Source organism: Corynebacterium sp. HMSC28B08 (genome assembly GCF_001806865.1).
GTDB lineage: Bacteria > Actinomycetota > Actinomycetes > Mycobacteriales > Mycobacteriaceae > Corynebacterium > Corynebacterium auriscanis.
Window position 1 is genome coordinate 1 of the sequence record NZ_KV786178.1, and the last position, 26328, is coordinate 26328.

General features: G+C 58.4%; 21 protein-coding genes and 3 pseudogenes. 16 read left to right on the forward strand and 8 right to left on the reverse strand.

Features of this window, described 5'->3' with window-relative positions; genetic code table 11:
- Positions 1 to 37 precede the first annotated feature (37 nt).
- Positions 38 to 949, forward strand: a pseudogene (locus HMPREF3098_RS08705) (ISL3 family transposase).
- A gap of 66 nt (positions 950 to 1015) precedes the next feature.
- Here HMPREF3098_RS08705 and HMPREF3098_RS08710 read toward each other — a convergent pair.
- Positions 1016 to 2206 (reverse strand): hypothetical protein, encoded by a 1191-nt coding sequence (locus HMPREF3098_RS08710; RefSeq protein WP_070434824.1) that lies wholly within the window; start codon positions 2204 to 2206, stop codon positions 1016 to 1018.
- The gene (locus HMPREF3098_RS08715) at positions 2206 to 4059 is read right to left on the reverse strand and encodes a hypothetical protein (protein WP_070434825.1); all 1854 of its coding nucleotides are present in this window, start codon (positions 4057 to 4059) and stop codon (positions 2206 to 2208) included. Before HMPREF3098_RS08715 ends, HMPREF3098_RS08710 begins: the two co-directional genes overlap by 1 nt.
- A gap of 196 nt (positions 4060 to 4255) precedes the next feature.
- On the opposite strand from HMPREF3098_RS08715, the gene HMPREF3098_RS08720 reads away from it, so the two are divergent.
- From HMPREF3098_RS08720 to HMPREF3098_RS08725, 3 genes are all read left to right on the forward strand, one after another.
- The gene (locus tag HMPREF3098_RS08720; protein ID WP_070434826.1) at positions 4256 to 5023 is read left to right on the forward strand and encodes a histidine kinase; all 768 of its coding nucleotides are present in this window, start codon (positions 4256 to 4258) and stop codon (positions 5021 to 5023) included.
- 367 nt (positions 5024 to 5390) lie between these two features.
- Positions 5391 to 5567 carry a hypothetical protein gene (locus HMPREF3098_RS11560; protein ID WP_156963550.1) on the forward strand — a complete coding sequence of 59 codons (177 nt, stop codon included), beginning with the start codon at positions 5391 to 5393 and terminating at the stop codon, positions 5565 to 5567.
- Positions 5568 to 5927 (forward strand): LytR/AlgR family response regulator transcription factor, encoded by a 360-nt coding sequence (locus tag HMPREF3098_RS08725; RefSeq protein ID WP_052095163.1) that lies wholly within the window; start codon positions 5568 to 5570, stop codon positions 5925 to 5927.
- Here the strand turns inward: HMPREF3098_RS08725 and HMPREF3098_RS08730 are convergent.
- Positions 5924 to 7126: a YibE/F family protein gene (locus tag HMPREF3098_RS08730; protein ID WP_070434827.1), complete on the reverse strand. Its 1203-nt coding sequence runs from the start codon at positions 7124 to 7126 to the stop codon at positions 5924 to 5926. The genes HMPREF3098_RS08725 and HMPREF3098_RS08730 overlap by 4 nt on opposite strands.
- 349 nt (positions 7127 to 7475) lie before the next feature.
- Here HMPREF3098_RS08730 and HMPREF3098_RS11565 point away from each other — a divergent pair, with 349 nt between their 5' ends.
- The gene (locus tag HMPREF3098_RS11565; RefSeq protein WP_168156012.1) at positions 7476 to 7649 is read left to right on the forward strand and encodes a hypothetical protein; all 174 of its coding nucleotides are present in this window, start codon (positions 7476 to 7478) and stop codon (positions 7647 to 7649) included.
- A 514-nt stretch (positions 7650 to 8163) separates the two neighbouring features.
- On the opposite strand, the gene metE is transcribed toward HMPREF3098_RS11565, so the two are convergent.
- Complete coding sequence (metE, locus tag HMPREF3098_RS08735) at positions 8164 to 10485, reverse strand: 5-methyltetrahydropteroyltriglutamate--homocysteine S-methyltransferase (RefSeq protein ID WP_070434828.1); 2322 nt, start codon at positions 10483 to 10485, stop codon at positions 8164 to 8166.
- Between the two features lie 648 nt (positions 10486 to 11133).
- On the opposite strand from metE, the gene HMPREF3098_RS08740 reads away from it, so the two are divergent.
- The 3 genes and pseudogenes from HMPREF3098_RS08740 to HMPREF3098_RS12105 form a co-directional block, all read left to right on the forward strand.
- The gene (locus HMPREF3098_RS08740) at positions 11134 to 11871 is read left to right on the forward strand and encodes an ECF transporter S component family protein (protein WP_035114734.1); all 738 of its coding nucleotides are present in this window, start codon (positions 11134 to 11136) and stop codon (positions 11869 to 11871) included.
- 33 nt (positions 11872 to 11904) lie between these two features.
- Positions 11905 to 12558 (forward strand): energy-coupling factor transporter transmembrane component T family protein, encoded by a 654-nt coding sequence (locus HMPREF3098_RS08745; protein ID WP_246815906.1) that lies wholly within the window; start codon positions 11905 to 11907, stop codon positions 12556 to 12558.
- Positions 12559 to 12996: 438 nt separating this feature from the next.
- Positions 12997 to 13089, forward strand: a pseudogene (locus tag HMPREF3098_RS12105) (hypothetical protein); the annotation flags it as partial.
- A 204-nt stretch (positions 13090 to 13293) separates the two neighbouring features.
- Here the strand turns inward: HMPREF3098_RS12105 and HMPREF3098_RS12110 are convergent.
- Positions 13294 to 13470, reverse strand: coding sequence for a hypothetical protein (locus HMPREF3098_RS12110; protein WP_371440984.1), 177 nt, complete (start codon positions 13468 to 13470; stop codon positions 13294 to 13296).
- A gap of 180 nt (positions 13471 to 13650) precedes the next feature.
- Between HMPREF3098_RS12110 and HMPREF3098_RS12115 the strand changes: the two are divergent.
- Both HMPREF3098_RS12115 and HMPREF3098_RS08760 read left to right on the forward strand, forming a co-directional pair.
- Positions 13651 to 14190, forward strand: a pseudogene (locus tag HMPREF3098_RS12115) (ATP-binding cassette domain-containing protein); the annotation flags it as partial.
- Positions 14187 to 14762 (forward strand): hypothetical protein, encoded by a 576-nt coding sequence (locus tag HMPREF3098_RS08760; protein WP_070434829.1) that lies wholly within the window; start codon positions 14187 to 14189, stop codon positions 14760 to 14762. The pseudogene HMPREF3098_RS12115 and the gene HMPREF3098_RS08760, both read left to right, overlap by 4 nt.
- Before the next feature lie 209 nt (positions 14763 to 14971).
- Here HMPREF3098_RS08760 and HMPREF3098_RS08765 read toward each other — a convergent pair whose 3' ends face one another.
- On the reverse strand, positions 14972 to 15391 hold the full coding sequence (locus HMPREF3098_RS08765) for a Rieske (2Fe-2S) protein (RefSeq protein ID WP_070434925.1): 420 nt from the start codon (positions 15389 to 15391) through the stop codon (positions 14972 to 14974).
- A 92-nt stretch (positions 15392 to 15483) separates the two neighbouring features.
- Between HMPREF3098_RS08765 and purT the strand changes: the two genes are divergently transcribed.
- Positions 15484 to 16722: a formate-dependent phosphoribosylglycinamide formyltransferase gene (gene purT / locus HMPREF3098_RS08770; RefSeq protein WP_070434830.1), complete on the forward strand. Its 1239-nt coding sequence runs from the start codon at positions 15484 to 15486 to the stop codon at positions 16720 to 16722.
- A 33-nt stretch (positions 16723 to 16755) separates the two neighbouring features.
- Entirely contained in the window at positions 16756 to 17694 is a 939-nt protein-coding gene (locus tag HMPREF3098_RS08775; RefSeq protein WP_070434831.1) for an oxygen-dependent tRNA uridine(34) hydroxylase TrhO, read from the forward strand.
- A gap of 126 nt (positions 17695 to 17820) precedes the next feature.
- On the opposite strand, the gene HMPREF3098_RS08780 is transcribed toward HMPREF3098_RS08775, so the two are convergent.
- Together HMPREF3098_RS08780 and HMPREF3098_RS08785 are read right to left on the reverse strand one after the other, a co-directional pair.
- A complete protein-coding gene (locus HMPREF3098_RS08780) occupies positions 17821 to 18438 on the reverse strand; it encodes a GNAT family N-acetyltransferase (RefSeq protein WP_083284434.1) in 618 nt (205 codons plus the stop codon).
- A 13-nt stretch (positions 18439 to 18451) separates the two neighbouring features.
- Entirely contained in the window at positions 18452 to 19876 is a 1425-nt protein-coding gene (locus tag HMPREF3098_RS08785) for an FAD-dependent oxidoreductase (protein WP_070434832.1), read from the reverse strand.
- A gap of 295 nt (positions 19877 to 20171) precedes the next feature.
- Here HMPREF3098_RS08785 and HMPREF3098_RS08790 point away from each other — a divergent pair, with 295 nt between their 5' ends.
- The 4 genes from HMPREF3098_RS08790 to HMPREF3098_RS11905 all read left to right on the forward strand — a co-directional run bounded on the left by HMPREF3098_RS08790 (position 20172) and on the right by HMPREF3098_RS11905 (position 25855).
- Positions 20172 to 21860: a nitrite/sulfite reductase gene (locus HMPREF3098_RS08790; RefSeq protein WP_070434833.1), complete on the forward strand. Its 1689-nt coding sequence runs from the start codon at positions 20172 to 20174 to the stop codon at positions 21858 to 21860.
- A complete protein-coding gene (locus HMPREF3098_RS08795; protein WP_035114613.1) occupies positions 21860 to 22078 on the forward strand; it encodes a hypothetical protein in 219 nt (72 codons plus the stop codon). The genes HMPREF3098_RS08790 and HMPREF3098_RS08795 overlap by 1 nt, the downstream gene beginning before the upstream one ends.
- 143 nt (positions 22079 to 22221) lie before the next feature.
- Positions 22222 to 23727: an ABC transporter transmembrane domain-containing protein gene (locus HMPREF3098_RS08800; protein WP_246815908.1), complete on the forward strand. Its 1506-nt coding sequence runs from the start codon at positions 22222 to 22224 to the stop codon at positions 23725 to 23727.
- Entirely contained in the window at positions 23720 to 25855 is a 2136-nt protein-coding gene (locus tag HMPREF3098_RS11905) for an ABC transporter ATP-binding protein (protein ID WP_246815909.1), read from the forward strand. The genes HMPREF3098_RS08800 and HMPREF3098_RS11905 overlap by 8 nt, the downstream gene beginning before the upstream one ends.
- The last annotated feature ends 473 nt before the right edge of the window (positions 25856 to 26328 follow it).

A 26328-nucleotide genomic window follows, 5' to 3' on the forward strand; every position in this document is an offset into this window, starting at 1 on the left:
GCCACGAGGCTGCACAGTAGGGTCCTGGTTCGGTCAGATGGACGGTTTCGGAGCTCTCATCTTGTACCGGCTAGGACCCCTACATGTTGTGCTACCCCGAACCAGGCTCTGCGGTCAGCTACGCACTCCAAAACGCGAAGAGCCCGTTTTAGTTGATCTCACCCCGACGGCTACACGATCTGGGCCGGCCAGATTACTGGACATGGTGCCAGGCAAAAGCGCTGACGTGCTGCGCCGCTGGCTTCACGCTCGCGATCCGGGATGTCGTGCACAACGTGAAGTGGTGACGATGGATGGGTTTACCGGCTACGCCACCGCCGTCGACCAGGTACTGCCCCAGGCACGTAAGGTGATGGATCCGTGTCATGTTGTGCACCTAGCCGCGGAGAAACTCACTGCGTGTAGGCAGCGCTTGCAGCGTGGGCTTACCGGTGAGCGGGGGAAGAAAACCGACCCGTTGTATAACAATCGTAAGACTGTGTTGACAAGGATTACGTTTCTTACTGCCCGGCAACGGCAGCGTCGTGAAGTGTTGTGGCAGGTCGATGAGCTGATGGTGATCTTGCAGGTGACATGGCAGATCTACCAGGACATTATTGCTGCATATGCACACCCGAAGAAAAGTCAGGGTAAGAAGTTAATGCTGAAAGTAATGAACTCGATCCGTGCAGGGCTGGCAGCAGGGCTGGAGGAGCTAGCCCAATTGGGGCGAACCGTGTGGCGTCGGCGTCGGGATGTTGTGGCATAGTTCGATATCGGTGCATCCAACGGTCCGGTCGAGGCGATCAACGGGAGGTTGGAGCACCTCCGCGGCATCGCCCTTGGCTTGAGAAACTTGGACCGCTATATCTTGCGGTCTCTTATCCACTCCGGAGGCCTACAGGGAAAGATCAACGCACTCCAAAACACGAAGAGCCGGTTAAACGCATTAGCCTTCCATATTGCCTAGCGAGCTTATTGGAAATAATTCCAGTACAGACTGATGTAAGTAGATGACGTCTATGTTGGACACCATCTACCTACAAAGAGGTGTCCTACCTGGCTCTTTAGGGAGTGCATTAGTAGTAACCATAAAAGAGTCACCGAGACGTTCGAATTTAGACTTTTGAGAAGTCTCATCGTAACCGATAAGAGGAACTATTTTCCCAGTGCAGTGCGGTTTCTCTAAATCCACCGGAAGAACAGCTTGCTTGTTTTCGAATTCATCAGGACGGACGACAACGTATGCCCGATCGTGTTCGAAGGTTACGGACACCGGCGAGGGTCCCGTCACATCCAGTGGCTCGCGGTATTGAAGGGTCCCCTCCTTAAGATCAACCGCAGTGAGAACGTCCTCTTTATCCAAGGAGTACAAAGTGTTGTCAAAAACCGTGGCAAACCGTGCCATCGCCGGAGGGGGAATATCGGGGAGCTCGGTCTCATCTTTGACTACCGTCTCTTTGCCACGGCTTTCCAAGCGCAGCGACACAGGATTTCCATTATCGTCTTCGCTCACAATCGTGTGTGAGGAAGAATCGCACGATAGCTGGTTCTCGTTCGGTGGTGCGTACAGAAATTCCCGAGGGATATGAGAAGTTTCAATATCTCCGTCAGGACTCCACGTGACTATCTGGGCCGTGCCTCTACTTTCTACTTCTTTATTGTCATAAGGAAGGAATTCGATCCACTTGATGACGCCGTTATTGCAGGCAGTAAGCGCACTGACGTAATGCTCTCGGTCTGTACTCCGGGCTTCGTTGGCGGTTACTGCAACCACTTTCTTGGCATCAGGAAAATCGGCATCTCCCTTGCTGAAGGTGAACGCTCCGTGGCTATAGTCCAGCGACGTTGACATGGTGCTTTGCATGCCGATGTCTAGTCCGGGCACCGGAAAGCTTTTCTTGTTCTGCAGATCCTGATCAACCCAGATAATCGCGTCTCTATCGGGAGCAGCAAAACCCTGTCCGATTCTCAGCAGCGAGGGGAAGTACACGGGTGCGGTCGAAAAAGCGACGCCGCCTTCGCCAGAATCAGACGTCCAGAAAATATTATTCCTGTCAGTTTCGGTCAGTTTGCCGATAGTTTCGGTTGATATGCCTACGTACTGTGCCTCTACTGAACCAGGTCCGGCAGTTTTCGGCTCGGAAGGTAGAAACTCCCGTAACAGAAACACGCCAGCTACCAGGACGAGCACCAGCACAATTGGAATGGCGACTCGTTTGCTCATTAATTGAATGCTCTTGTGTTGTGGGAGAGAAGAATGTCCATGGGGTATACTCCTGCACGATATGGCTGGTAGGGGGACCTTTCGCCGATATCCAGGCCGCCACCAGAAGCATGCTTATAGGCGGCCCAGATGAGTTGAGAGCAATTGTAATAGTCTCTATCCAGATTACCTATTCTTGTAGTTGCAAAGTTGGAGTTATAGCCCTTTCCTACTTTGCTTTCAGCCCAGCTAGCAGCCCTATCTCGAGTTGCGTTATCCGTATTGACGGAAAGATAGGTGGGCTGGCAAACACCTACGCGGTCACGCCCCTGCAATCGCTGAACTCCCTCACCAGCTCCTACTGCCTCAACAGTCCATATGTTTCTTGGATCGGCGTTTCCTTGACTTAGGAAGATGCCGTTGTGTCCGTGATTAATAATTCTCGCTCGGACAGCTTTTGAATAGAAAACGTCACCCCGATTAGTTCGTGCATTTCCTGGTGGTACAAACTCGGATATGTCGCAGCCTGTTGCGGGAACTGATGCAGTATCTGCTGCACGAGTATTCATCTGAGGCTGAACTGGGCTATATCTGGAAGCTGTGAACTCTAGGGATTCTTTGGCGTGCTGGTAGGCATCTTCAAATCCCTCCCGAAGAGGAATCTGATGGTGGTGAAAATCATCGCTGAGCTGTGTGTATAGATCGTCTATCTCATTATCATTCAGACCTAGGGCTTCGGCAAGCTCGGGTACGGGTGATTCGTAGCCTGAAATGTTTCCCCGTTGGAACTTCTGGGTGATTTTGAACGCTCCGTCGTCCTTCGGATCTTCGACAGGGTATCCGCTTGCCCCTCTCTCGTACCCTTGGCTAGCCCATTTATTCAGGATTGATCCCCTGACGCTATGTGCTCCGTGTTGTGGGTGCCAGTACATCATTCCGCCGGTAAAGCGGTTAAAACGGCCAACTCCATCAGGTGTGGTGATTTCATCAGTTACTGGATAACCCAGTACTCCCTTTTCAGCACCCATGGATACCCACTTGTCGTAGATCGCACCTTTTATCGTTCCTAGACCCGCCACTGATCCGTAGATATGCCCCTTGGAAAAGGACTGCTTTCGGCCGATACCGTCTGACAAAGCAAATTCATCGGTTGTGGGGTAGCCCAGCGCTCCGCGTTCCCAACCTGTACGATCCCACGCGATCGAAAAGTGTGTCGTCACTGGGTGTGCACCGTAGTTGGGATGCCAGTAGATAAACCCATTAACGAATTCATTGCGACGCCCTACGCCATCTGGCAGTCCGAGTTCATTGGATTTCGGCCACGTGAGAAAACTGTTTGGGCCTCCCATGGCATCGTACTTTTTACGGATGTCACCACAGACCTTAAAAGTAGACGGCCAGTAGGTGCGGCAATTCGTCGGTACGGCCGCTGCGAAGGCCTGTACACCCGTTCGGCGCGAAGCGGCTTGTTCTTGAGCTTCCTGAACCTCGGCTCGGTCGGCTTCTTCCTTGGTGAAACCGGCAGGCACGCCCTCCCTATCTGAGCGCATGTGACCTGGGATGATCGTGTTCTTCGGGTTTTCTGTCGGCTCCCAGTCGGCACCAGCATCATTATCAACGTTGTTGTCGTTGAAGCCTGGTTCAGCCGGTTCGAGGTTCTCTCGACCAGGGGCTGCTTGAGTTGTGTTGTAACCATCGGCATCGGTAGGCATGTCAGTCAATTGTTGAGATGCTGCGTGTGGAGCCATGGTGATCACTAGCACCATGCTGGCCACTAACGTCATGATCGATTGAACCAAGGGCTTGCCCTCATCGCTAGCACTTCTTTTTGTCTTCAGTCTTTGTGGCTGGCTGTGTTTATCCTCGTGCGTCATACTTCTATCTTACAAAATATTTCGGGAAGAAAACCATCCCTTCCGCCCAGCTGTAGACGAAGGTCTACTACTTCGTAGACGAAAGGCTACATTCTGCCCGTGTGTCTTGAAATGGCCCTACGATCGACCTAGACAAGCAAGCATGTCCGCAGTAGTTCCCGCAGGCACTGTCATCACCACTTAAGGATGAGCCCTCATGCCGTTCGGTCAGTCACCAACCCGACTCGGCGGACTGCGCACCACAACCATCATCCTTATCGCGCTGCCGATCATCCTCATCGGCCTCCAGCTCGTACTTCCCAATTACCAGCCATCCACCATCGAGCTGGTTCTGCTCATCCTTCAAGCACCTTGCTTGCTTCTTGCTCCACGCCTGCCACAGATAGCGGCGCTGTCGTACGTACTGATCCCCATCACCATCACCCCGTTTGGTGGGGCTTTGGGGTCGACATCTTTTCTTGCGTTAGTGTTGATCGCCCTATTGGTGCGCATCAATATGGTGATCTGGATACTGGCTGTGGTGTGTGTCAGTGGCTTCTCGGGCTTTTATGACTCTGTGTCTGGCACCTTCGAGTTTGATCACATCGCTGTGCTGGTGTGGTCATTGCTTCTGTGCACGTCCTTCGCTATCGGGTTATGGCTGCGCCGTAGTGATTACCGCGTCACAGCTGCCCGGCAACGGCCGCAAGATCATCAGGAAGAGATGGCGGTGGTCTTGCATGATTCCATCGCCGCCAACCTCAGTGCGATCACCACCAAACTCGAAGCGCTAGCCTTCCAACCAGAAGACAATGTTCCTCTCCTTGCTGAGGATCTGTCGAGGGTGGCTGACACTGCACGTGTCACCATTGGGCACACTCGACAACTTCACAATTCGCTGACAATGGCCACCTCGTCAACGATGAGCAGGCTGCCTGTGCGACATCGCTTGGACAACTCATTGATAACGCAATCGACTCTTTAACAGCTCAAGGTTTTCGCGTCGACTCTTTTTCTCTCCAAGCGTGTCCCCATCCGTTATCGACGATGCGCATCCTTGCGCATGCTGTGGCTGAAGCTGTCACCAGCATCACTAAACATGCCACACCCCACAGCACGATCACCCTCACTGTGATTGAGAGCTCCTCTGAGACCTCGATCAGCTTTGAAAATCTTTACCGCAGACAAGCATCGACCCCCCGACTCGTCCTATATGGGACTGCGTCTTTTGCGACAGGATCTTGATTCCCTTGCGGGGCAGCTGTCCTTGTCATCGACCAGTGAGACATGGACGGTGACAATGACGTTTCCCCACCCGACTGTCTAGAACACTAGTGAAAGGACCCTAGACCATGACAACAACACTTCTGGCCACCATGCTGGCAGCCTCGGCGATATTGCCGACTGCGGTGGATACTGCTCCGGCTGATCAATTACTCACGATTGTTTTTGACGAAGGTTCAGCTGTGCCACTATGGCGAGACATTCTTAGTTGTGAGAAGCACCCGACGTTGCCGTTGTGTTCGTAGATGACGCGTCTGATCATCGTCGATGACGATAGGCGCATCCTTGATTCCCTTCCGATCTATTTTTCGCGCAGTGATTCCATCACCGTGGCAGCCACGTTCCATCGGGCACATGATGTTCTTGAGTACATCACGGCTCATGGTTGTGATGTGGTGTTGTCTGATATACACATGCCGCGCATGAATGGTGTCGAGCTGCTCCAGCGTCTCCAAGGGTTGGAGGATCCACCGATCTTCATCGTGATGACGGCTTTTGACACGAATGAGTCGATGCTTCAGATTCTTGCGCAAGGCGGCGAGCTAATGTGGTGGATTGATCACAATGCGGGAGGAGAGTGCCCCCGCCTAGGCAATACTCATTAGCCGTGGCTGTGGTTCGCCCGTGCCAAATCCGGACGTGACGTCCACGCAGCGATGAATGTAGTCAACGGAACTGCAAGGACCAAAGCCATTGCACCCGTTGCGGAGCGGAGAATCTCTGTGGCCATGATGTCCGAGGTCAAAATTTGTTCCAGTGGGCGATTGGAAATGCTCAGCAGCAGGATCGTCGGTAGGGCCACACCGGTGTAGCTCAGAACTAGGGTGTAGACCATCGAAGCAATATGGTCACGCCCCACTTTCATCCCTGAGCGGAATAGATGCCACGGAGAAGCTTGTGGATCTAATTCATGAAGCTCATTAACCGTGGAAGCTTGGGCGATTGTCACGTCATTGAGTACGCCCAATGCACCGACGATCATTCCAGCTAACAACAAACCAGTGATGCTGATGCCCGGTAGATAGACCAAGATGCTGAGGTTGTTCTCGTCACCCAAGCCACGCAGGCCTGCGCTCGCGACGGCTACCTTAGACAGAATTGTGGATAGTCCCAAGGCCAGCAGCGTACCGCCCATAGCTGCAGCGGTCTTCCAACTGAAGCCATGCACTAGGAAAAGCACCAAAAAAAGGACGGCTGCACCACACGTCACTGCCAGCGCTACCGGATCACCACCGCGTACGAGACCTGGAACCAAGAATGTGACAATCAAGCCCAAGGTCAGTACCAGTCCGATAATGGAACGTGCTCCGCGCCACGCACCAACCACGATGATCAGAACCAGCGTGGCCACCAGCCATAATGCGAGGTTCGTTGTGCGCTGGAAATCCTGAAAACCGTACTGGATTCCAGAGCTGGGATCTGTATGGCCCGAAAGCTGGATCTTGTCACCCGTGCGTAGATCCGGGTTACCAGGGATTTCAGGGTGCACTTCCAAAAGGGTGCGTTTGCCCGCATCCGGACCAGAATTAATACTGATGATCGCGTGCGTACAGTCCTGGGGTGCATTCGGATCAGTCTGTGGGGCAGTATCAAAAACGCGACCCACACTGGGCGAATTGCATGCGCCGGGCTGCACAATCTGCACTTCGCCCTGGCGCAATTCGCCTGTCATGCCGGAGTGGGCTTTAAACTGCTCGGATACACGCGGTGGCTCGTCACTCGGCCATTGCGTAATCAACCCGATTACGGTAGCAAAGGCGAAAAACACCAAACTGATAGCAAGAAGTCTCTGTGGCCAGTTCATGGCGCTGAGGCTGAAACCTCGTGCGCCACGGTTGTGGGATTCTGCCGTGCTACGTCCCTGAGGCGTTTCGAGGGCGTCCGACTGATGGTCGTTAGCGCCGTCAACCTGGGGTACTTGCCGATTCCGTACCGGTGGAATCTCTGCGCGATCCTCCCGGGAATCATGCGAGCTGTGGACGGGAAGAGTTCTTGGGCCGTCAACCTGGGGTTGTTGTAGTTCACGAGCTTGGGGAAGCTCGTGGTCGTTGGCGGCAAGGTGTTGGTCGCGTTGATTGAGTCCGTCGACGGGTTCACGATCGTGGGGCAGTTCGTGGTCGTTGGCGGGGGGAGAGGGTAGAAAATCTTGAGGCGTGGATAAAGAGGTAGGGGAACCTTCGGGTGTGGAATCAGGAGGCGAAGCCGGTGACGAAGAGTCAGCCGGCGAGAATGAAGAAGAGGAAGAGGCGTCGTGTGCAGAATGTCGTCCCATGGGAACTAATCAAACCACGCACTGCACCCAGATGAAAACGTTTCCCATCGTGTAGTGGCGACATCACGGGGGTTAGCGACGGTAGGTGCCGCAGGAATCGGTCATTGTGCGATTCCCCGGTTCGGTAAGGGGACAGAGATCCGCAATTGGATTTCTTAACATTGCGACGGGGCTAGTTTGTCGTCGTTTGGTTCTGCTAATTCCGCATCGGACCCGTATTGGGCCCGCAGTGGGCGCGGTTTGGGTCTTGTGTGGGAAGTGATGCGCGGTGTTGTTGTTCGGGAAGCAGAATGAGATGCGCGAATGCGGCGCTCTGGTGGTTGTTTCGTTCTGCTTTTCCGAAATTGTTCCCGCAGAAGGAGAGAAGTATGCGGGCGGGGGAGAATCACCCCGCCGCGGCCAGGCGCCACCCCGCCCCTAACCGCCGCGACTGGGCATCAACCCCATTCCAGCCTCGACCGGGCATCAACCTCATTCCAGTCGCGACCTGGCATCACCCCGCCCCCTACCCGCCGCGACCGGGCATCGACCCCCTACCCGTTGCGGCCAGGCACCACGCACGTGGCAGCTTATGCCTGAACCGTCTCGCGCGCCTTTTTAGCGGCCTCGACCAGCACCTTCAGGCTGGCGGTGGTCTCTTCCCAACCACGGGTCTTCAGACCGCAGTCGGGGTTCACCCACAGCAGGGTCGGATCCACGGAATCGAGCGCAGCGTTCACCAGCGCATCTACCTCGTCCTGCTTTGGCACGCGAGGGGAGTGGATATCCCACACGCCTGGGCCCACGCCCAGCTCGTATCCCTCATCCTTGAGCGCTTCCAGTACCTGCATGCCGTTACGGGCGGCTTCGATGCTGGTGACGTCGGCATCCAAGTTGCTGACCGTATCAATCAGCTCGTTGAACTCGGAGTAGCACATGTGGGTGTGTACCTGCACCTCGTTCGGTGCACCGGAGGTCGCCAGGCGGAAGGAGCCCACGGCCCATTCCAAGTAGGCGGGCTGATCTTCCTTGCGCAGTGGCAAGAGCTCACGGATTGCGGGCTCATCAACCTGAACCACGCGCGCACCGGCCTCCACCAGGTCGGAGATTTCGTCGCGCAGCGCCAGCGCCACCTGATCAGCGGTCTCGCCCAGTGGCTGGTCATCGCGCACGAAGCTCCACGCAAGCATCGTCACGGGGCCGGTCAGCATGCCCTTGACCGGCTTGTCGGTCAGGTCGGCAGCGGCCTTGTACCACTCCACGGTCATGGCCTTCGGACGAGAAACATCGCCGAAGATGATTGGTGGGCGCACGCAACGGGAGCCGTAGCTTTGTACCCACGCGTGCTCGGTGGACAGGTATCCCTCCAACTGCTCGCTGAAGTACTGCACCATGTCGTTGCGCTCTGGCTCGCCGTGAACCAGCACGTCCAGGCCCAGTTCCTCCTGCCGGCGGATCACGTCGGCAACTTCGTCGCGCATCGCTTGGGTGTACTGTGCATCGTCGATTTCGTTTCGACGCCATGCAGCGCGCGCCACACGAATCTCCTTCGTCTGAGGGAAGGAACCGATCGTGGTGGTGGGCAGTGGTGGCAGGTTGAGCTCTGCCTTCTGAGCCTCGCGGCGTGCGGTGATGTCATCACGGCGGCGATCAGCCTCGGTGACCTTTTCCTGACGTGCGCGAACTTCCGCGTTGTGGGTCAAGCTGGACTGTGCGCGTTGCTCGGCGGCCTTGGTGGACTCCGCGACTGCAGCGCGGTCCGCATCCGTGGCCTCATCGCGAAGCAGGCGGGAGAGGGTAGCGACTTCGTTGATCTTCTCCGCGCCGAATGCCAGCCAGTTCTGGACCTCTGGGTTGAGGTTTTCCTCGCGTTTCAGGGAGTAAGGAACGTGCAGCAGGGAGCAGCTAGTGGACACAGCAACGGGGCCACGCTTTTGCAGTTCCTGCAGGGTCTGGAGCGCGCGTGCCAAATCGGTACGCCAAACGTTGCGGCCATCGACCACGCCGGCAACGAGCAGTTCGGATCCGTTCCAGCCAGGCAGCTCGGTGCCGCCGTAAACCAAGTCCACACCGAATGCTGCTACGCCGGAACCGGTGAGTAGCTCGATGGCCTGGTTACCGTCGCCGAAGTAGGTCTGGACCAGCAGGTTGAGGTTCTTGTCCTGGGCGATCTTGGCCAGCTTCTCGTAGCCGGCGCGGGTGCGCTCCAGGTCGCGCTGCGCGACCTCGGTCACCAGCGTGGGCTCGTCGAACTGCACCCAGGTCGCGCCGCGGTCTGCGATGCGAGGTAGTAGGCGGGCGTAAAGGTCGAACACCTCTTCAAGGTGGTCAACTGGGTTGGAGCCATCGGTCGTGCGGGACAGCGTGAGGTAGGTCAGTGGGCCAACCAGCACGGGGCGTACGTGCGCAGCAGCATCCTTACCCAGGCGCGTAACCTGGTCGCGCAGATCTTCCAACCATGCGTGGTCGTCCAGCTGGAACTCGGTATCTGAGCTGAGCTCGGGAACGATGTAGTGGTAGTTGGTATCGAACCATTTGGTCATCGCGCTGGCGGGCAGTTCGCTGGTACCGCGAGCCGCTGCGAAATAGCGGTCGATGAATGGCGGCAGGCCATCGTTATCGTGGTCCGCGATGTCCGCCACGCGCTGGGGTAACACGCCCAGAAGCGCAGACGTGTCCAGCGTGGCGTCGTAGTAAGAACGGCCGGAAAACGCCACGGCGTCCACACCGGCGGCGACCACAGCATCGGTGTAATCGTTAACCAGGCGGGTTGCGGTGGTAGACAGTGCGCGTCCGGTGGAGGGATCGCGCCAGTAGGTTTCCAGTGCCTTCTTGAGCTCACGGCCCGGTCCAATTCGTGGGACCCCGGCGATGGTGGAATGGAAAGCTTGAGGGTCTGCGGCTGCAGTCATGATGCGTGGCAATCCTTTGCATGTTGGAAAAACGATTTATGCTTTCACCAACCGGCACCACACCCTGGTGGTTTCGTCCTATGCGTGAGGATGCCCCGGGTGCGCTGGACAGACCTCGAGTGTGTCGAGGCGGGCCGTCCGCGCGCCACAGTCCGTCCACGCGGCAGGAGGAAAACCGCGGGGTGTTCGCGACGCTTTGAATCCTTGTCCGGGGCTCCAGAAGGACCAGCGGTTTCGCGAACCGGTTGTGTGTGAATAACCCAACACTAGACAGCTTGGTCTGTCAAGTGGTTGGCGTGTCTCGCGGGCGCGGCGGGGGTAATTCTGCAGCTACGCAAAACAGGAGAAGGGAAACGGTGGTTCGTGGGGGCAAACTTGACCTCAAGCCAATGTTCGCGCACGATAAGAGTGAAATTTTTCAATTCTTCCACTGGGCCGTCGAGGTGACATAGACGGTCGAGTCAATCACCCCTGCATTTTTCTCACGCAAGGAAAACCACGCAAGGAAAACCTATGTCTACACAATCCGATCCCCACCGCGGGACCCAATCCGATCCCCACAGTGCGACGCAGCCCGATCCCCACCGCGTGAAGAACAGCTTCACGTCCGATACAAAAACCTCCGGCCCAGCTCGACAATTCTCTCCTATGGCTCGCGCAGTTCTCGCTATCGCGGGTGCAACCATCGTCGTCACCTGGCTTTACCTTGTGCTCATGCAGCCCACGGATTCACCGTGGGAATCCCTCGCGGATTCGCGCAGCTCCACCATTGCACTCGTCGGATTCCTTATCCCCGCCATCTTGTTGCTCGCGGTTATTGTTCCCCGCCTGCCCGTTCGCACACTGACCTTGTTGCCCGTGGCCTTAGCCATCAACGTGGTGCTCGGCCAGGTCATCGGCACCATGGGACTGCCTCTCCCGTTGTACTTGGATTCGATTGGAACCGTGCTAGTCGGTGCGCTGGCCGGGCCGATTGCAGGCATGGGAACGGGTGTGCTCACAAGCATGGTGTGGGGCACGTTTAATCCGACGGCTGTGCCCTTTGCCGCAGCTTATGCCTTTGTCGGTCTCGCAGCTGGCCTGCTGCGCCCGTGGTTTCAGCGCGCGTGGTGGCGCATCGGCGTGGCCGGACTCGTCGTCGGTTTCATCACGGCATTGCTGTCCGCCCCGATCGCCTCTTTCATCTTCGGCGGTACCGCTGGGACCGGCACGGGCTTGTTGGTCACTTTCTACCGTTCCTTGGGCGCAGAGCCCATGACCGCGGTCTTTTTGCAATCATGGACCTCCGATCCTTTGGATAAGCTCATCGTCTTCACGATCGTTTGGATCGTTATCCGTGCACTCCCACAGCGCACTCGGCGGACGTTCGCAGAAAAGGATGTTTAGGCAGTGCGGTTGAACCCGCTTACGATACTCACGTTGGCAGCTGGCGCAGTCGTTAGCGTTCTCATCGCTAACGACTGGCGCTTCTCGCTCGCAGCATGGGGCATCGCGGCCGTCATCGCGCTGGTTACAGGCAAACCGAGGAAAACCTTCCTCGGGGCAACCGCGATCTCCTTGCCAGCATTCTTGGGGTTCACCCTCATGTATGGACCGTTCGGACGGGAACCGTGGTGGGGCATCATCACGCGCGATGGCATGCAGATCGCTTTGTCGTTAGGCCTGCGTTTCCTGGCTGCCACCACCATCGGCCTGACTATCGGGTGCTTCGTTGACCTAGACCGCCTGATGCGTAGCTTGCAAACGCGCGCCCCTGCCAAGCTGGTGTACGTGCTGGGATCCACCTTCCGGCTGTACCCGATGGCCAAAGCGCGAGTGGATACTATCCGACAAATCCAAGCCACCCGCGGAATCGACGTGCACAGTTGGTCCGCACGGTGGGGTGTGATCTTGCCGCTCATTGTTGGCTTGGTTGACGATGCCGCCCAGCGTGCCCGCCCACTGGGGCGCACTGGAATTGGAAACGCGGGGCGTCGAACAATCTTGCGCCCAGTGCCGGACCGGCTAATCGACCACCTGATTCGTATTGTGGTGGTGGCCGCGGTCGTGGCCGTCGCCATTGTTACTGTCTAATCGTCGCCCCCGCAGGCGGACCGGCGCCCCCTTCACTTTGTACACTTCATTTCCTATTCCTCCCCCTTCCCGCTTCTCCCTCTTCCCGCTCCTCACTCCCTACCCTTTACCCCCATATCGATACCGCTCCTCACTCTTCCCGCTTCTCCCCCTTCCCGCTCCTCACTCCCTACCCCTTACCCTCATATCGATACCGCTCCTCACTCTTTGCCCCCTTGTCAATACCATCCCACCGAAAGGACAACCCCCGTGCCAATCACGGATTTTATCTGGGCCGAAAGCGGCACCGGGTTAAGCGAGCATGCCTGGAATCGCGCCGAAGCGGCCGGTGCAGCATGGGTGGGCAACGAGGCCAGCGCGCATATTTCGCTGTTGCGTTCCACCGTCATCGAAGAGCTCGCCGTTGGCATGGAACAACGTGGAGTGCCACGCGACGTGATGCAATCCCGCATCGCGGAGGCCCTGCACACGTGGGGTTTACAAGACCACGCTGAGCACCATCCTTCGCGCCTCTCAACGGGCCAAACACGCCGTTTGGCAATCGCCGCCGCATTGCTGTCCGGCGCGGATTCGCTGGTCTTGGATTGCCCGCTCGATGGCTTCGATACCGCCGCCGTGGAAACCCTCCGTCGCACTCTTGCGACCTTTCCTGGTGAGGTAACGGTCTACGACCGTGGGCGGTCTATTTTGTCCGACGCCGCCACGCGCCAACTACACCTCACCTCCACTGGGGACTTAGATGAGCTGGCCGCGCCGGGCCCTGTGCTGCCCGATGCCGGCCGTGGGCGGTTGGGATACCAAGCCCAGGAGGGGGCGCGTGAGATCCGTGGCGGGGAGCATTCCGGCACGCCCAAGCACACAACCACGCCCAAGCACACAGTCACGCCCAAGCACACAACCACGCCCAAGCACACAACCACGCCCGAACGAACAGCCACGCCCGAACGTGCTACGGAGTTCGGTCAAGATGTTCAACAGGGGTCATCCGCCGAGCTTGGGTACGCAGCCACGCCCGAACGCACTGCCGTCCTCAACGCGCGCGGTGTGCGAATCCCGCGGGGTGTGGGGGAAGTGGGACCGATCGATGTCACCGCCTTCGCAGGAGATGTCACCCACTTGGAAGGGCCCAACGGGTGCGGTAAGACCTCCCTCTTCCTGGCGGTGTTGGGGCTGGTGCCGTTCACCGGGCAGATCGACCGTCCTGAGGGCATGCCCGGGTGGGCGCCCACTGCCATGGACACAGCCCTAGCGCGCCGGACCGTCTTGGATGAACTGGCCTACGGGGTGGACCGGGAATCCGCTGAAGCCGTACTGGAATTCGCAGGGTTGCAGCAATGGGCGGATACGCACCCGCTGGATGTGCCCAGTTCGTGGCGCCGTATTGTCCTAGTAGCAGCCGCCATGGTGCGTGCCCCCAAGCTGGTCCTTCTGGACGAGCCCACGGTGGGCCTAGACTGGCAGGGATACGGTCACCTCGCGGAGCTCATGCACCGCTATGCCGATGGGGAGTATCACCGTCTGCGTGGTGTGGAATGTGCACCGGACACTCCTCAACCCGCGGTTATGTGGACGTGCCACGATCGCGATTTTGCCTTGGCGGTGAGCGATGCCCGGATAAGGTGGCGGGTATGACCCGCGCTGACACTTTCATTCTCGCTCACCAGTTCCACCCGGATATCTTCGCGCAGTCGTGGCTGACGCTCGTAGGTGTTCCGCTCATCGTCGGCGCACTAATTGTCGGGGGCCTGGCCAGGTCCGCCGAGGATGACACAGGGCGCGGACCAGGGTTATGGGCCACGGGAATCTACGGGGCACTCACCGGTTTGCTTGTACCGGCTGTGTGGTTGACGTGGAATGGATATCACCAAACTCCGCTGGACGCTAATTTGCCTGGTCCTCGGCAGTTCCCAGCATGGCAAATTGTTGCACTCACGATCACGTTCCTCATTGCCACTGGCGTCATTGCTTTGAAAATGCGCCGTCCGTTCGTTGGGGCTGTTGCATTGGCAGTCGGCACGGGAGTAGGCGCTGCCACCGCAATGATCATCGAGGTTTCGTTTTTCGACACCACATCCCAAGAGGGAATTGGGATCTTCCTCGCGCTGATAGGGGGCGGCCTCCTTGGCTGGTCCGTAGGCGGGATTATCGGGATCCCACGCGGTATCCGCGCAGGTCTAAGTCGCAAAAATCGTAACCGCGACTAGGTTGAGCCAACAGACCCAGCCCCCTAGCCACCACTAGACCGAGCCAACAGACCTAGCCAACAGATCTAGCCACTAGACAGGACCAGACCTAGCCAACAGACCCAGCCCCCTAGTCACCACTAGACCGAGCCAACAGGCCTAGCCCCTCGACGTCACTGGGCCCAAATGTCTTCGCTACAGCAATCGGCCGCGTACGAGCTGATAATCAACTAGCTGATCGTCACCTGACCGTCCGCGGCATCGACCTTCTTCGCGGGCTTCATGCCATCGCGACTAGGGCCGGCGACCACATCGCCGCTGGCTACATCGAACTTGGACTGATGCTTGGAGCACACCGCGACGGTGCGGGTGCCATCCTTTTCCACCTTGTCGATGATGCCCTGGGCGTGAGGACAGACATTCGAATACGCCACAAACTGACCAGCCTGAGGCTGGGCGACAACCCAGCTGCCACTGACGATGGCGCCCCCTACGGGAATATCGGCCTGGGAGACCGTGGCGGCGTCGTCCTTAGAACCACAGGCAGCCAGCACAGCACCGGCAGCAGAAGTGGCGGTGACCGCAACGGCCCCCTTCAGAAAAACGCGACGGGACAAAAGGCGGGGACAGTGGGCATCGGAAGCGCTCATGGTTCCCATTATGGCACCGCGCGAGGGCGGGGAGCCGCAACGACGGGGCGTGAGGGAGGGTAACATCGCAGAACATGACATCTTCGGACGTTATGGAAACCCCTGATGTAATCGGAACACCCCTCACACCAAACGCTACGCGCGTGTTGTTGTTGGGTGCCGGCGAGCTCGGCAAGGAAGTCGCCATCGCATTGCAACGTCTCGGCGTGGAGGTGCATGCCGCCGACCGGTACGCCGGTGCACCGGCTCACCACGTCGCTAACCGTTCGCACGTGTTGAATCTCACCGACGCCACAAGCATCCGTGAGCTGGTAGAACATGTGCGCCCCGATTTCATCGTTCCGGAAATTGAAGCCATCGCTACCGACGAGCTGGAACGTATTGAAGACGAGGGCCTGGCTACTGTGGTTCCCACAGCGCGCGCTACCCGGTTGACCATGAACCGTGAGGGCATCCGCACCTTGGCCAGCGAGGAGTTGGGTTTGCCCACCAGTGCGCACCGGTTTGCATCTACGTTCGAAGAACTCGCAGAAGGCGCCGAAGACATAGGTTATCCCTGCGTGGTGAAGCCAATCATGAGCAGTAGTGGCAAAGGGCAAACCTTTGTGGCAGGGCCTGACGACCTCGAGGAGGCGTGGAATGTTGCCATCAGTTCCGCGCGCGTAAATACGCACCGCGTGATTGTAGAGCAGTACATCCCCTTCGATTACGAAATCACGATCCTCACCGTGCGATCCGTGGATCCGCAGACAGGGGCGGAAGCCACGTGGTTCTGCGAGCCAATCGGGCACCGGCAAGACCGCGGCGACTACGTGGAATCGTGGCAGCCAGCGGAGATGAGCGCGGATGCATTGGATAATGCGCGGAGCGTGGCCGCCCGTGTGACCAACGCGCTAGGGGGGCGCGGGGTTTATGGTGTGGAGCTGTTCGTCAAGGGTGATGACGTGTACTTCTCCGAAGTCAGCCCGCGCCCGCACGATACCGGCATGGTGACGATGGCCACCCAGCGATTCAGCGAGTTCGATCTGCACGCGCGGGCGGTATTAGGATTGCCGATTGATCCTACGCTGGTGAGCCCTGGTGCTTCCGCCGTGGTCTACGGTTGCGCTAAGACCTCCGAAGATGAAGATGAAGCCGAACCACAGTACTCCGGGCTGCGCGAAGCAATGGCCGTTCCCGAAACCGATGTGCGCATCTTCGGCAAGCCCAAGAGCTATCCACGCCGTCGCATGGCCGTGGCTGTCTCCACCGCGGAGACCGTGGCAGAAGCCCGTCAGCGCGCGACGGAGGCCGCAGGCTATGTGAAAGTGGGCTACGGCAAACGGGGTTAGGTATCTGGCCAGCCCAGTCTTAATATTGATGGTATGGGCCATAGCGCAACTGATCTCACTGAAACACGAATCCTGCTGTACTACTGCTTCACTCCGATTGACGATCCAACCGCGGTGATGTTGTGGCAGCGTGCCCTGTGCGAACAGCTCGGGCTGAAGGGGCGCATCCTGATTAGCGAGCACGGCATCAACGGAACAGTTGGTGGTTCGCTGGCTAGTTGTAAGCAATACGTTCGCCGTACCCGCGAATTCCCTGGGTTTAAGGCAATGGAGTTCAAGTGGTCGCAGGGCGGGGCAGAGGACTTCCCGCGGTTGAGCGTGAAGGTGCGCGATGAAATCGTTTCCTTTGGAGCGCCGGGGGAACTGAAGGTCGATGAGAACGGAGTCGTCGGCGGCGGCCAGCATCTCAAGCCCGAAGAGGTTAACAAGCTGGTTGAAGAGCGCGGCGATGAGGTTGTGTTCTTCGATGGTCGCAACGCAATGGAAGCCCAGATCGGTAAGTTTAAGAACGCCGTTGTACCCGACGTGAACACCACCCATGACTTCATTAAAGAACTGGAGAGTGGTAAGTACGACTGGATGAAAGACAAGCCGGTCGTCAGCTACTGCACGGGCGGTATCCGCTGCGAGGTGTTGAGCTCCCTCATGAAAAACCGCGGATTCGAGGAGGTCTACCAAATCGATGGCGGTATCGTGCGCTATGGCGAGAAGTTCGGGGATTCTGGCTTGTGGGAGGGGTCACTGTACGTTTTCGATCGCCGTATGCACATGGAATTTACTCCCGACGCCAAAGTGCTGGGCCGCTGCCGAAACTGCCAGGCGGAAACGAATGATTTTCACAATTGTGTGAATGATCAGTGCCGCGAGCAGATCCTCCTATGCGAGACATGCGCCGCGGATACGCAAAAGGCGCACTGCGGAAGGCCGGAGTGCGCTGAAATTGCTGTGAAGTTGGTGACTGCTGCGGAATAACGGTAGTCCCAGGGGCGGAGGGTCGCGGTGATGGCGATAATGACCGCCGTTGTTGGGCAATGGAAGGGGGGGGCTCCGCCTCGGGGTCGTGGCAGCGAGTGCTCCCACGACCTGTGGTAGAAGGGTTTACCTTTCCTGCTTGGCGGCCCGCATCTTGTATTCGTCCAGGTCGAGGTGCATCTCTACGTGTTCGATGCCCTCGGTGACAAACCTATCGCCGGCTTCTTTAAAGCCGTAGGTCCTGTAGAAATCGTCCAGATAGGTTTGCGCTTCGATCTTGACAATTGGCGCGTTAGTTGAAGGATCGAGAGCCGCAGCGCGGGAAATGCACACTTCCAGGGCTTCCTGAACAAGCTGGTGAGCGATGCCGTAACCGCGCATGTCCGCGCTCACGCACAAGCGACCTAGGTGTTGAGCCTCTGGCGGGCCAAAGACTCGGCAGGTGCCTACGAGGCGCAGGGGGGAACCGGGATCCGGGGTTCCGTGCGGATAGGACGGACCATTGCCTGGATGCACGTAGGCCAAGATATGGTGCGTGTTGGGGTGCGCGTCGGTGTCGTCAATCTCGGGGAATGGTGCCCGCTGCTCGTTGACAAAAACGTCAACGCGCAGCTTGTATAACGCATGAACTTGATGGCCGGGCATGGATAGTACATTGCGGCCAGTCACGTGAACTTTCGGCGCACTGATTTTTGGTTCGGCTGAATTGTCCACGACAGATTCGGTCTTGGCGAAGTCGGTCATGTCCATAACCGTACTATTCAGTTTGATCAGTATTCGAGTATTTCACCATTTCTTCGATCGATCGCACCTTTTTGCGCTCGCGGCCTTCGGATTCGCCCAGCTCACGCTCGTACTTGTCCAGTGCGTACCAGCCGTTCCATGTGGTGTAGGCGATACCCTTGTCCGCCAGCCACTGCTCAACAGCCTCTTCTTCTGGCTTGGATGGGTCGAAGCCGATGCCGTTGGCTTGGTCTTCCAGCAAATTCGCGACAGTCTCGTTGGCATCGCCCTTGGTGTTGCCGATGAGGCCAACTGGTCCGCGGCGCACCCAACCGGTGGTGTAAACGCCTGGGAGGCGCTCGCGCTTTTCCGCCTCTGGATCGGCCGTACCGGGCACACCTGCGATGCCATCGGCTGTGGGGCCTTCCGTTAGCACGCGTCCGCCGACGTTGGGAAGAACATTGGTGCGCTCATCCCACGGCAGGGAGTGGAGGGCATCCGACTTGTAACCCACTGCGCGGTAGACCGCCTGTACGGGCCATTCGTTCAGTTTTCCGGTGCCTTGAACGCGACCGTCTCCCGTGAGCTCAGTGCGCTCGGTGATAAACGCGGTGACCTGTCCGTTTTCGTCGGTCTTTACCTCGACTGGAGACTCGAAGAAATGTAGGTACAGCTTGTGAGGCGCATCGGTGGGATCGGCGATCGCGTACTGTTCCAAGATGGTGCACACCATGTCCTGAATCTTGGAATTGCGACGAGCATCTTCAGATGCCTCGTCGTACTGGATGTCCTCAGGATTGACGATGACCTCGATGGTGTCTGAGTGATTGAGCTCCTTGAGCTCCAGTGGGGTGAACTTCGCCTGGGCAGGGCCGCGGCGACCGAACACATGGACTTCCTTGGCCTTGTTGTTCTTCAGGGAGTCGTAAACGTTATCTGGGATCTCGGTGGTGAGTAGCTCATCCCCGGTCTTTGCCAAAACGCGCGCGATGTCCAGGCCTACATTGCCCACGCCGATCACGGCGACGGATTCTGCATCCAGGTTCCAGGACTCGTCGAAGTGAGGGTTTGCGTCGTAAAAGCCCACAAATTTACCTGCGCCGATGGTGTGCTCGGCACCTGGGAAGTTCAAGTCCTTGTCGTCGGTCGCACCGGTGGCGTAAATGATCGCGTCGTAGAATTCCTTGAGCTCGTCGTGGGTGACGTCCTCGCCGACGTTGACGTGGCCGAACAGGCGTACTTCGGGCTTATCCAGCACGCGGTGGAGGCTCTTGATGATGCCCTTGATTCGTGGGTGGTCGGGGGCAACGCCGTAACGGATGAGGCCGAATGGGGCGGGCATCCGTTCGTAGATATCCACGCTGACGTCAACATCGGACTTGGTGAGGGCATCCGAAGCGTAAATTCCAGCGGGGCCGGAACCAATGACGGCAATGCGCAGAGGGCGATTCGCAGGCATGTAGTACTTCCAATCGGGTTGATGGAGCGTGTTAGGCAATCTTTAGTTCCCACGTTAGCGCGGGGCGTTATCAAATCCGAACTATAGACAGACTGGTCTATAAAAAGCAACTCATTTCGGCGTCGCGTCTTGAATTTCTGAACCGGTCGGTCTAGTGTGATGACATCCTTTGTTACAGACTGATCGGTCTACGGCACGCGCTGGGCGTCGAAAACAAAGAGCAGCCACCGGGTGCTCCGGTGGGTCAATGCCCTGCGAACAACACCGACGAAACCAACAAAGAAAAAGGGAGAACATGAGTAGCGCAACCGGCACTGCAACCGACCGCCCTCGTCGCAAAAGGGCGAATAAGCCCCAGGGGCAGTGGCTCGTCGACGGGCGCGAACCGCTCAACGATGACGAGCGGATCAAGCAGGAAGATGCTGGCCTAGGGGTTATCCAGCGGATTCGCGACGTGTACTCGAAGGAAGGGTTCGACTCGATTCCGGCCGAGGATTTGGCGCCACGCTTCAAATGGGTTGGCCTCTACACGCAGCGCAAGCAAAACATGAGTGGTGACCTCACCGGTCACCTAACGAATGCGGAGCTGCAGGACAACTACTTCATGCTGCGCATCCGACTGGATGGCGGCCTACTCACCGCGGAACAGCTTCGCGTGCTGGGGGAGATTTCTAGCGATTACGCTCGCGATACCGCCGACTTCTCCGACCGTCAGAACCTGCAGCTGCACTGGATCCGAATCGAAGATATGCCTGCCATCTGGGACAAGCTGGCCACAGTGGGCCTCGATTCCAACTTCGGTTGTGGCGATGTTCCACGTGTGATTCTTGGTTCACCGGTTGCAGGTATTGCGGCTGATGAGATTATCGACGCCACCCCGGCCATCGCGGAGATCAAAAAGAATTGGCTCACACGAGAAGAGTTCTCGAACCTGCCGCGCAAATTCAAGTCCGCAATCTCCGGCAACCGCCGACAGGATATTACTCACGAGATCCAGGATCTGTCTTTTATCGGCTCTGAGCATCCCGAACACGGCCCGGGCTTTGATGTATGGGTTGGCGGAGGGCTTTCGACTAACCCCATGCTGGCCCAGCGACTGGGTGTGTGGGTGCCATTAGACGAAGTCCCGGAAGTATGGGGTGGAGTAGTGCGGATCTTCCGTGACTATGGTTACCGCCGACTGCGCAACCGGGCTCGCTTAAAGTTCCTGGTGGCGGAATGGGGTGTGGAGAAGTTTCGCCAGGTGCTGGAGGACGACTACCTGCAGCGCAAACTCATCGACGGCCCAGCACCGGAAACGGCCCCTGGCTATCGCGACCACATCGGTGTGCATGACCAAAACGATGGCAAAAAGTACTTGGGTGTGAAGCCCACCGTGGGGCACACCACCGGTGCGCAACTCCAGCGCTTGGCGGATTTGGCCGACAAGTACGGCGTGGCGCGCCTGCGCACCACGCCAGACAAGGAGTTGTTGTTCCTCGATGTGGAAGCAGCGCAGGTCGCTGGGTTGGCCGAGGAGCTGGAGGCTGAGGGCCTTTCCGCTAATCCTTCGGCTTTCCGCCGCGATATCATTTCATGCACTGGCCTAGAGTTCTGCAAGCTGGCGCACACCGTCACCAAGCAGCGTGCGATTGATCTGTGCGACGAGCTGGAGGAGCGCCTCGGCGACCTCGATGTACCGCTCAAGATCAGCCTCAATGGTTGCCCGAACAGCTGCGCGCGTGCACAGGTGGCAGACATTGGATTTTCCGGCAAGATCCTGACGACGGACGAGGGCGAGCGCGTGGAGGGCTTCCAGGTGAACCTCGGTGGAGCATTGGGCTTGAATCCCGCAGTAGGCAAGAAGGTGCGCGGCAACCAGGTATTCTCCACGGATTTGGGAGATTACGTGGTCCGCATCGTGGAGAACTTTAAGTCTGACCGCAACGAGGGCGAACAATTCCGCGATTGGGTTTTCCGCGCCGATGAGGAGTTGTTGGTCTAGTGAGCGTTCCCGATCACGACAGCCTGCCCTCTGCGAACGACGCGATTGGTGGCAAAACCGCCTTCATCAACAGCCGTCGAGCAACCGTCAACAATTGCCCCTATTGCATGTCGGAGAACCTGTGGCCCGACGCGGAAACTGATAATGCCTGGCAGTGCCGGGAATGCCTGCGGGTGTTCTCGGTGAAACTTCACGGGCAGTTCCAGCGCGGTTTCTAAATCGTTTTCTGTTGTAACTCGTGGCCTGCGCTAGGCTTTTCCGGTTGTAGCTCGTGGCCTGCGCTAGGCTTTTCCGGTTGTAACTGGTGGCCTGCGCTAGGCTTTATCGGTTGTAACTGGTGGCCTGCGCTAGGCTAAGGACAGTGATTAACCGGCTACCCGAACCCCACGACCCGCATTGGTTGGCCAAGGTCGCATTCGCACCTCGGCCGTGGAATATCATCGCGGGTCTGTGCATCATGGTGGGGTTTATTCTCAACGCTTCCGTCCCCATCGTTGTCGGCCGCGCCATCGACCAGGCCGTCGCCACGGGCCAACTAAGCCGCCTGTGGATGTGGATTGCGGTTCTTGCCACCATGTTCTTCGCCAACGCGGTGGTTTCCTTCGCTGGGCGCTACCTCTTCCAGCGCTGCATGTTGGAGCTTGCCCATCACCTGCGTACCATCACCACCGATCGCATTCAGGACCCCCGCGGACTATCAACCGCCAGACCGCCCGGCGAGCTCCTCAGCATCGCCAGCGTAGATACCCGCCGCGTGTCCGAAATCCTCTTTCTCACCGTATTCCCCTTCGGTGAGATCGGCTCCCTGCTGTACGTGGGTGTGGTGGTTTTGCTCATCCACGTACCACTCGGGCTGTTTGTTCTACTCGCAGCTCCGTGCATTGTTTTCATTTCCCTCGCTGCTGCCAAGCCCTTGCGCGCCCGATCGGGAGCACGCCAACGTGGGCTGGCCAAAGCAGCCGCGACCGCCACGGATCTAGTTCACGGACTCCGCATCGTTAAGGGGCTGGGGGCAGTGAGCACCGTCCGCGCCCGCTATTCCATTGTTTCAAACGCCGCCTATTCATCGACTATTCGCGCCAACCAGGCACAAGCGCAGCTCAACGCGACAACCGAATTCGCGGGCGCATTCTACGTTGTTCTCGTGGGATTCTTTGCCGGGTGGTTAGGTGTTCGTGGGGAAATCACCATTGGGGAACTCATTGCGGTTGTTGGAGTGGCACAGTTCGTCATTACCCCCATGACGATGTTGGGGAAAAACATTTCGTCCAAGGTGGCTTCCGGCGGGGCTTCTGCCGAGCGGATCCTCAGTATCCTCGGGGATCCGGGCCGGGGAGAGCGGGGCGTCGGGAAAGAAAAGGAGGAAGAACAGCTAGCCAGGAAGTGGGCGCAACAATTCCCGAAAGGTGTGACCACGGTGGCTACCAGCGAGGAAGTGGATGCTGACATCGATCGATTTGCGCGTGTGCCAGGATTCGTTGTGGCCCCACATGAAGCCGAGTTGTTTGACGGGACAGTGGGGGAGAACGTGCACGTGAACCCCCAGACTGCACAATGGGCCCTAGACGTGGCACAGTGCGGGGATATCCCCGGCGGGGCGAACAAACGGGTCGGTGAAGAAGGGCGGTTGCTATCCGGCGGGCAACGACAACGCCTGGCCTTAGCCCGAGCTATCGCTGCGGACCCAGAAGTGCTGATTGTGCAGAACCCAACAACGGCGGTGGACTCGGTCACCCAGCAGCGGATTGCCGAGGCCGTGGCTAAAGTCCGCGCCGACAAGCTGACCATCGTGGTCACACAAGCGCCCGCGTGGCGCGCCGTGGCCGTGGCGGATTCGGCAGAGCGCCTGGAGGCCGATAATGCGTAGCACACGGATGACCCCGAAGACCATGGAGCTGCCGGAAAATGCCCAGCGATTCCCGCTGGCGACGTGGGCACAGGTCCGACGTGAAATCGGTGCTCAGGTAAGGGCGGTACCAGGAGCACGGCGGTTAAGCCTCGTGGCCTTGCTGCTCATGGCATTGGGCGCATGGGCCACCGTCAGTGTGCCACGGTTGCTGGGGCAGACTGTGGATGTGGTCAGGCAGGTGACCACGGCAAAGAGCTCTGAATCCGTCGCCAATAGCCACCAATGGTGGCAGCTTATGATGGACACCGGTTTGGGACTCATTGGAGCCAAGATGCTGGTGGCGGCAATGCTCGGCGGGGTGGCCTCCGCCGCAGGGTACTACCTGATGTCAAAAGTCAGCGAACGCATCATCGCCAACTTGCGCGAAACGATGGTGGGCACGGCACTGGGTTTGCCCCTCCATCAGGTGGAAGATGCTGGTACGGCTGACTTGGTGAGCCGCTCCACCGACGATGTGGCCGAAGTGTCCGCAGCGATCACTGAAACCCTGCCGCTGTTGAGCAAATCCGTGTTCCTGATCGTGGCCACTGCCACCGCGCTAATCTCCATCGATCCGCGCTTGCTGCTGTGCACTCTCGTGGCATTCGTACCGTACTGGTGGGGCGCACGAAGGTATTTGCGTATTGCGCCCGAACGTTTCGCTGCCGAACGCGCCGGGATGGCCGAGCGCGCCCGGCGGGTTCTTGAAGCTATTCATGGCCGAGCTACCATTCGTGCATTTCGGATGGAAAATACCATGCACGAACGCATCGAATCGGCTAGTTGGGATGTTGTGACCAAGGGGTTGCGGGCGCGCATGGCACTACTGCGCCTGCAATTGTGGGTGACCGCCGGTGAATTCCTGCTCACCGCCAGCGTGTTGGTGGGTGGGTTCTATTTCGTTCGCGCGGGCTGGGTCAGCGTCGGTGCCGTCACGGGTGCCGGTTTGATGGTCATTCGTTTGCGGGGCCCGATCATGCACGTGATGCGCGAGTTAGACGTGATCCAATCCGCGTACGCCAGCCTGGCCCGCATCGTGGGGGTGAGTGTGGATCCACCACAGCAGGTGCCCGACTACGTTGGGGCTGGTGACGTTGGTGCCGGTGACGTTGGCGCTGCTGGCGTTGGCGCTGCTGACACCCCGGGCTCTTCATCCTCTGGCTCTTCATGTTCTGGCCCTTCATGTTCTTCCCCCGGCCAGCATTCCCTCCCTGGCGCCGACCTGCATTCCCTCCCTGCCTCCGGCCGGCAATCTCTCCCTGGCACGTCCGCCAACCAGTCGCCAGCAGTCGAACTACGTCACGTGACCTTCCGTTATGCAGGTTCGTCTGCCGGCTTTCACGTGCGGGGCAGTGTCACTGCTGACGGCCCTGTTGTCGGCCCAGCTGACGATTCCACTGAAAGCGCCACCGGTTCGCCCGTGGCCGTCGATGACGTGTCTTTCCGCGTGTACCCAGGCCAAACCGTCGCCCTAGTTGGCGCATCTGGCGCGGGCAAGACCACGGTCGCTTCTTTGCTGATGGGCCTTCGGGTCCCTGATTCCGGTGAAGTGCTGGTGGCGGGTGCTCCGGTATCTCTTTTATCCGACGCCCAGCGCTCCCAGCGCATCGCGATGGTCACGCAGGAGGTTCACACATTCGCCGGCACGCTCCGGGAAGACCTCAACCTCGCGAAACCTGACGTCACCGATGAGCAGATCCGTGAGGCCGTGGCGCGGGTGGGCGCGCTGGACTGGTTAGATTCCCTTCCTGAAGGTTTGGACACGGTAGTGGGGGAGCAGGGGATGCGCTTGAATCCGGTGGTCGCCCAACAGCTTGCGCTGGCGCGCGTGCTGCTGATGGACCCACCGGTAGTGGTAATGGATGAGGCCACCGCTGAAGCCGGGTCGGCGCAGGCGACGGCCCTTGAGGACGCGGCTGCGGAGGTCCTTCGCGATCGTTCCGCTCTGGTGGTGGCTCACCGCCTTGATCAGGCTCGCGCGGCCGATCGGGTGCTGGTGATGGAATCGGGTCGGATTGTGGAAAGCGGACCACATGATCAGCTGGTATCTCAAGGTGGGCGCTACGCCGAGATGTGGGCGGCCTGGATACGTGGCCGGGAATCCTAGACTTTTTGTCACCTTGTGGCCGGTGTGGATGTGTGGTCGGGAATCCTAAACTCTTTGTTACTTGTGGGCGGACTGGATGTGTGGTGGATGTTCCTGAACACCTTCTCTCTTGGGGGCGTTCTGGGAGGTTTTCAACCGCGCGGGCGAGGTTGTCGGTCATGTCGGTTTTTCACTCCGGGGGCGAGGTTGTTGAAGGTGTAGGAGGTTCTCCTAAGCGCTCCGGCGCCCGTATTTTCCCGTTGAACGATGAATGTGCAGCAGAAGTCCGACAAAAACGCGACTTTTTGTTAGAGTTCTGCTGCACATTGTGTGAATCAGGGTGTGGGCGGTGGGCGCTACGCCGAGATGTTGTCGCTGGCGGGTGCTGCACCCGGTTGGGGTCGCTGGTGGTGGGTGCTGCGCTGAGGTGGGGTTGCTGGTGTGGGTGCTGCGCTGAGGTGAGGTTGTTGAAGGTGTAGGAGGTTCTCCTAAGC

What these genes read in the sequence shown, in the direction of transcription:
- HMPREF3098_RS08710 (WP_070434824.1), bottom strand. Translation starts at nt 2,206, where the DNA reads ATGAGCAAACGAGTCGCCATTCCAATTGTGCTGGTGCTCGTCCTGGTA.
- HMPREF3098_RS08715 (WP_070434825.1), bottom strand. Translation starts at nt 4,059, where the DNA reads ATGACGCACGAGGATAAACACAGCCAGCCACAAAGACTGAAGACAAAA.
- HMPREF3098_RS08720 (WP_070434826.1), top strand. Translation starts at nt 4,256, where the DNA reads ATGCCGTTCGGTCAGTCACCAACCCGACTCGGCGGACTGCGCACCACA.
- HMPREF3098_RS11560 (WP_156963550.1), top strand. Translation starts at nt 5,391, where the DNA reads ATGACAACAACACTTCTGGCCACCATGCTGGCAGCCTCGGCGATATTG.
- HMPREF3098_RS08725 (WP_052095163.1), top strand. Translation starts at nt 5,568, where the DNA reads ATGACGCGTCTGATCATCGTCGATGACGATAGGCGCATCCTTGATTCC.
- HMPREF3098_RS08730 (WP_070434827.1), bottom strand. Translation starts at nt 7,126, where the DNA reads ATGAACTGGCCACAGAGACTTCTTGCTATCAGTTTGGTGTTTTTCGCC.
- metE (WP_070434828.1), bottom strand. Translation starts at nt 10,485, where the DNA reads ATGACTGCAGCCGCAGACCCTCAAGCTTTCCATTCCACCATCGCCGGG.
- HMPREF3098_RS08740 (WP_035114734.1), top strand. Translation starts at nt 11,134, where the DNA reads ATGGCTCGCGCAGTTCTCGCTATCGCGGGTGCAACCATCGTCGTCACC.
- HMPREF3098_RS08760 (WP_070434829.1), top strand. Translation starts at nt 14,187, where the DNA reads ATGACCCGCGCTGACACTTTCATTCTCGCTCACCAGTTCCACCCGGAT.
- HMPREF3098_RS08765 (WP_070434925.1), bottom strand. Translation starts at nt 15,391, where the DNA reads ATGAGCGCTTCCGATGCCCACTGTCCCCGCCTTTTGTCCCGTCGCGTT.
- purT (WP_070434830.1), top strand. Translation starts at nt 15,484, where the DNA reads ATGGAAACCCCTGATGTAATCGGAACACCCCTCACACCAAACGCTACG.
- HMPREF3098_RS08775 (WP_070434831.1), top strand. Translation starts at nt 16,756, where the DNA reads ATGGGCCATAGCGCAACTGATCTCACTGAAACACGAATCCTGCTGTAC.
- HMPREF3098_RS08780 (WP_083284434.1), bottom strand. Translation starts at nt 18,438, where the DNA reads ATGACCGACTTCGCCAAGACCGAATCTGTCGTGGACAATTCAGCCGAA.
- HMPREF3098_RS08785 (WP_070434832.1), bottom strand. Translation starts at nt 19,876, where the DNA reads ATGCCTGCGAATCGCCCTCTGCGCATTGCCGTCATTGGTTCCGGCCCC.
- HMPREF3098_RS08790 (WP_070434833.1), top strand. Translation starts at nt 20,172, where the DNA reads ATGAGTAGCGCAACCGGCACTGCAACCGACCGCCCTCGTCGCAAAAGG.
- HMPREF3098_RS11905 (WP_246815909.1), top strand. Translation starts at nt 23,720, where the DNA reads ATGCGTAGCACACGGATGACCCCGAAGACCATGGAGCTGCCGGAAAAT.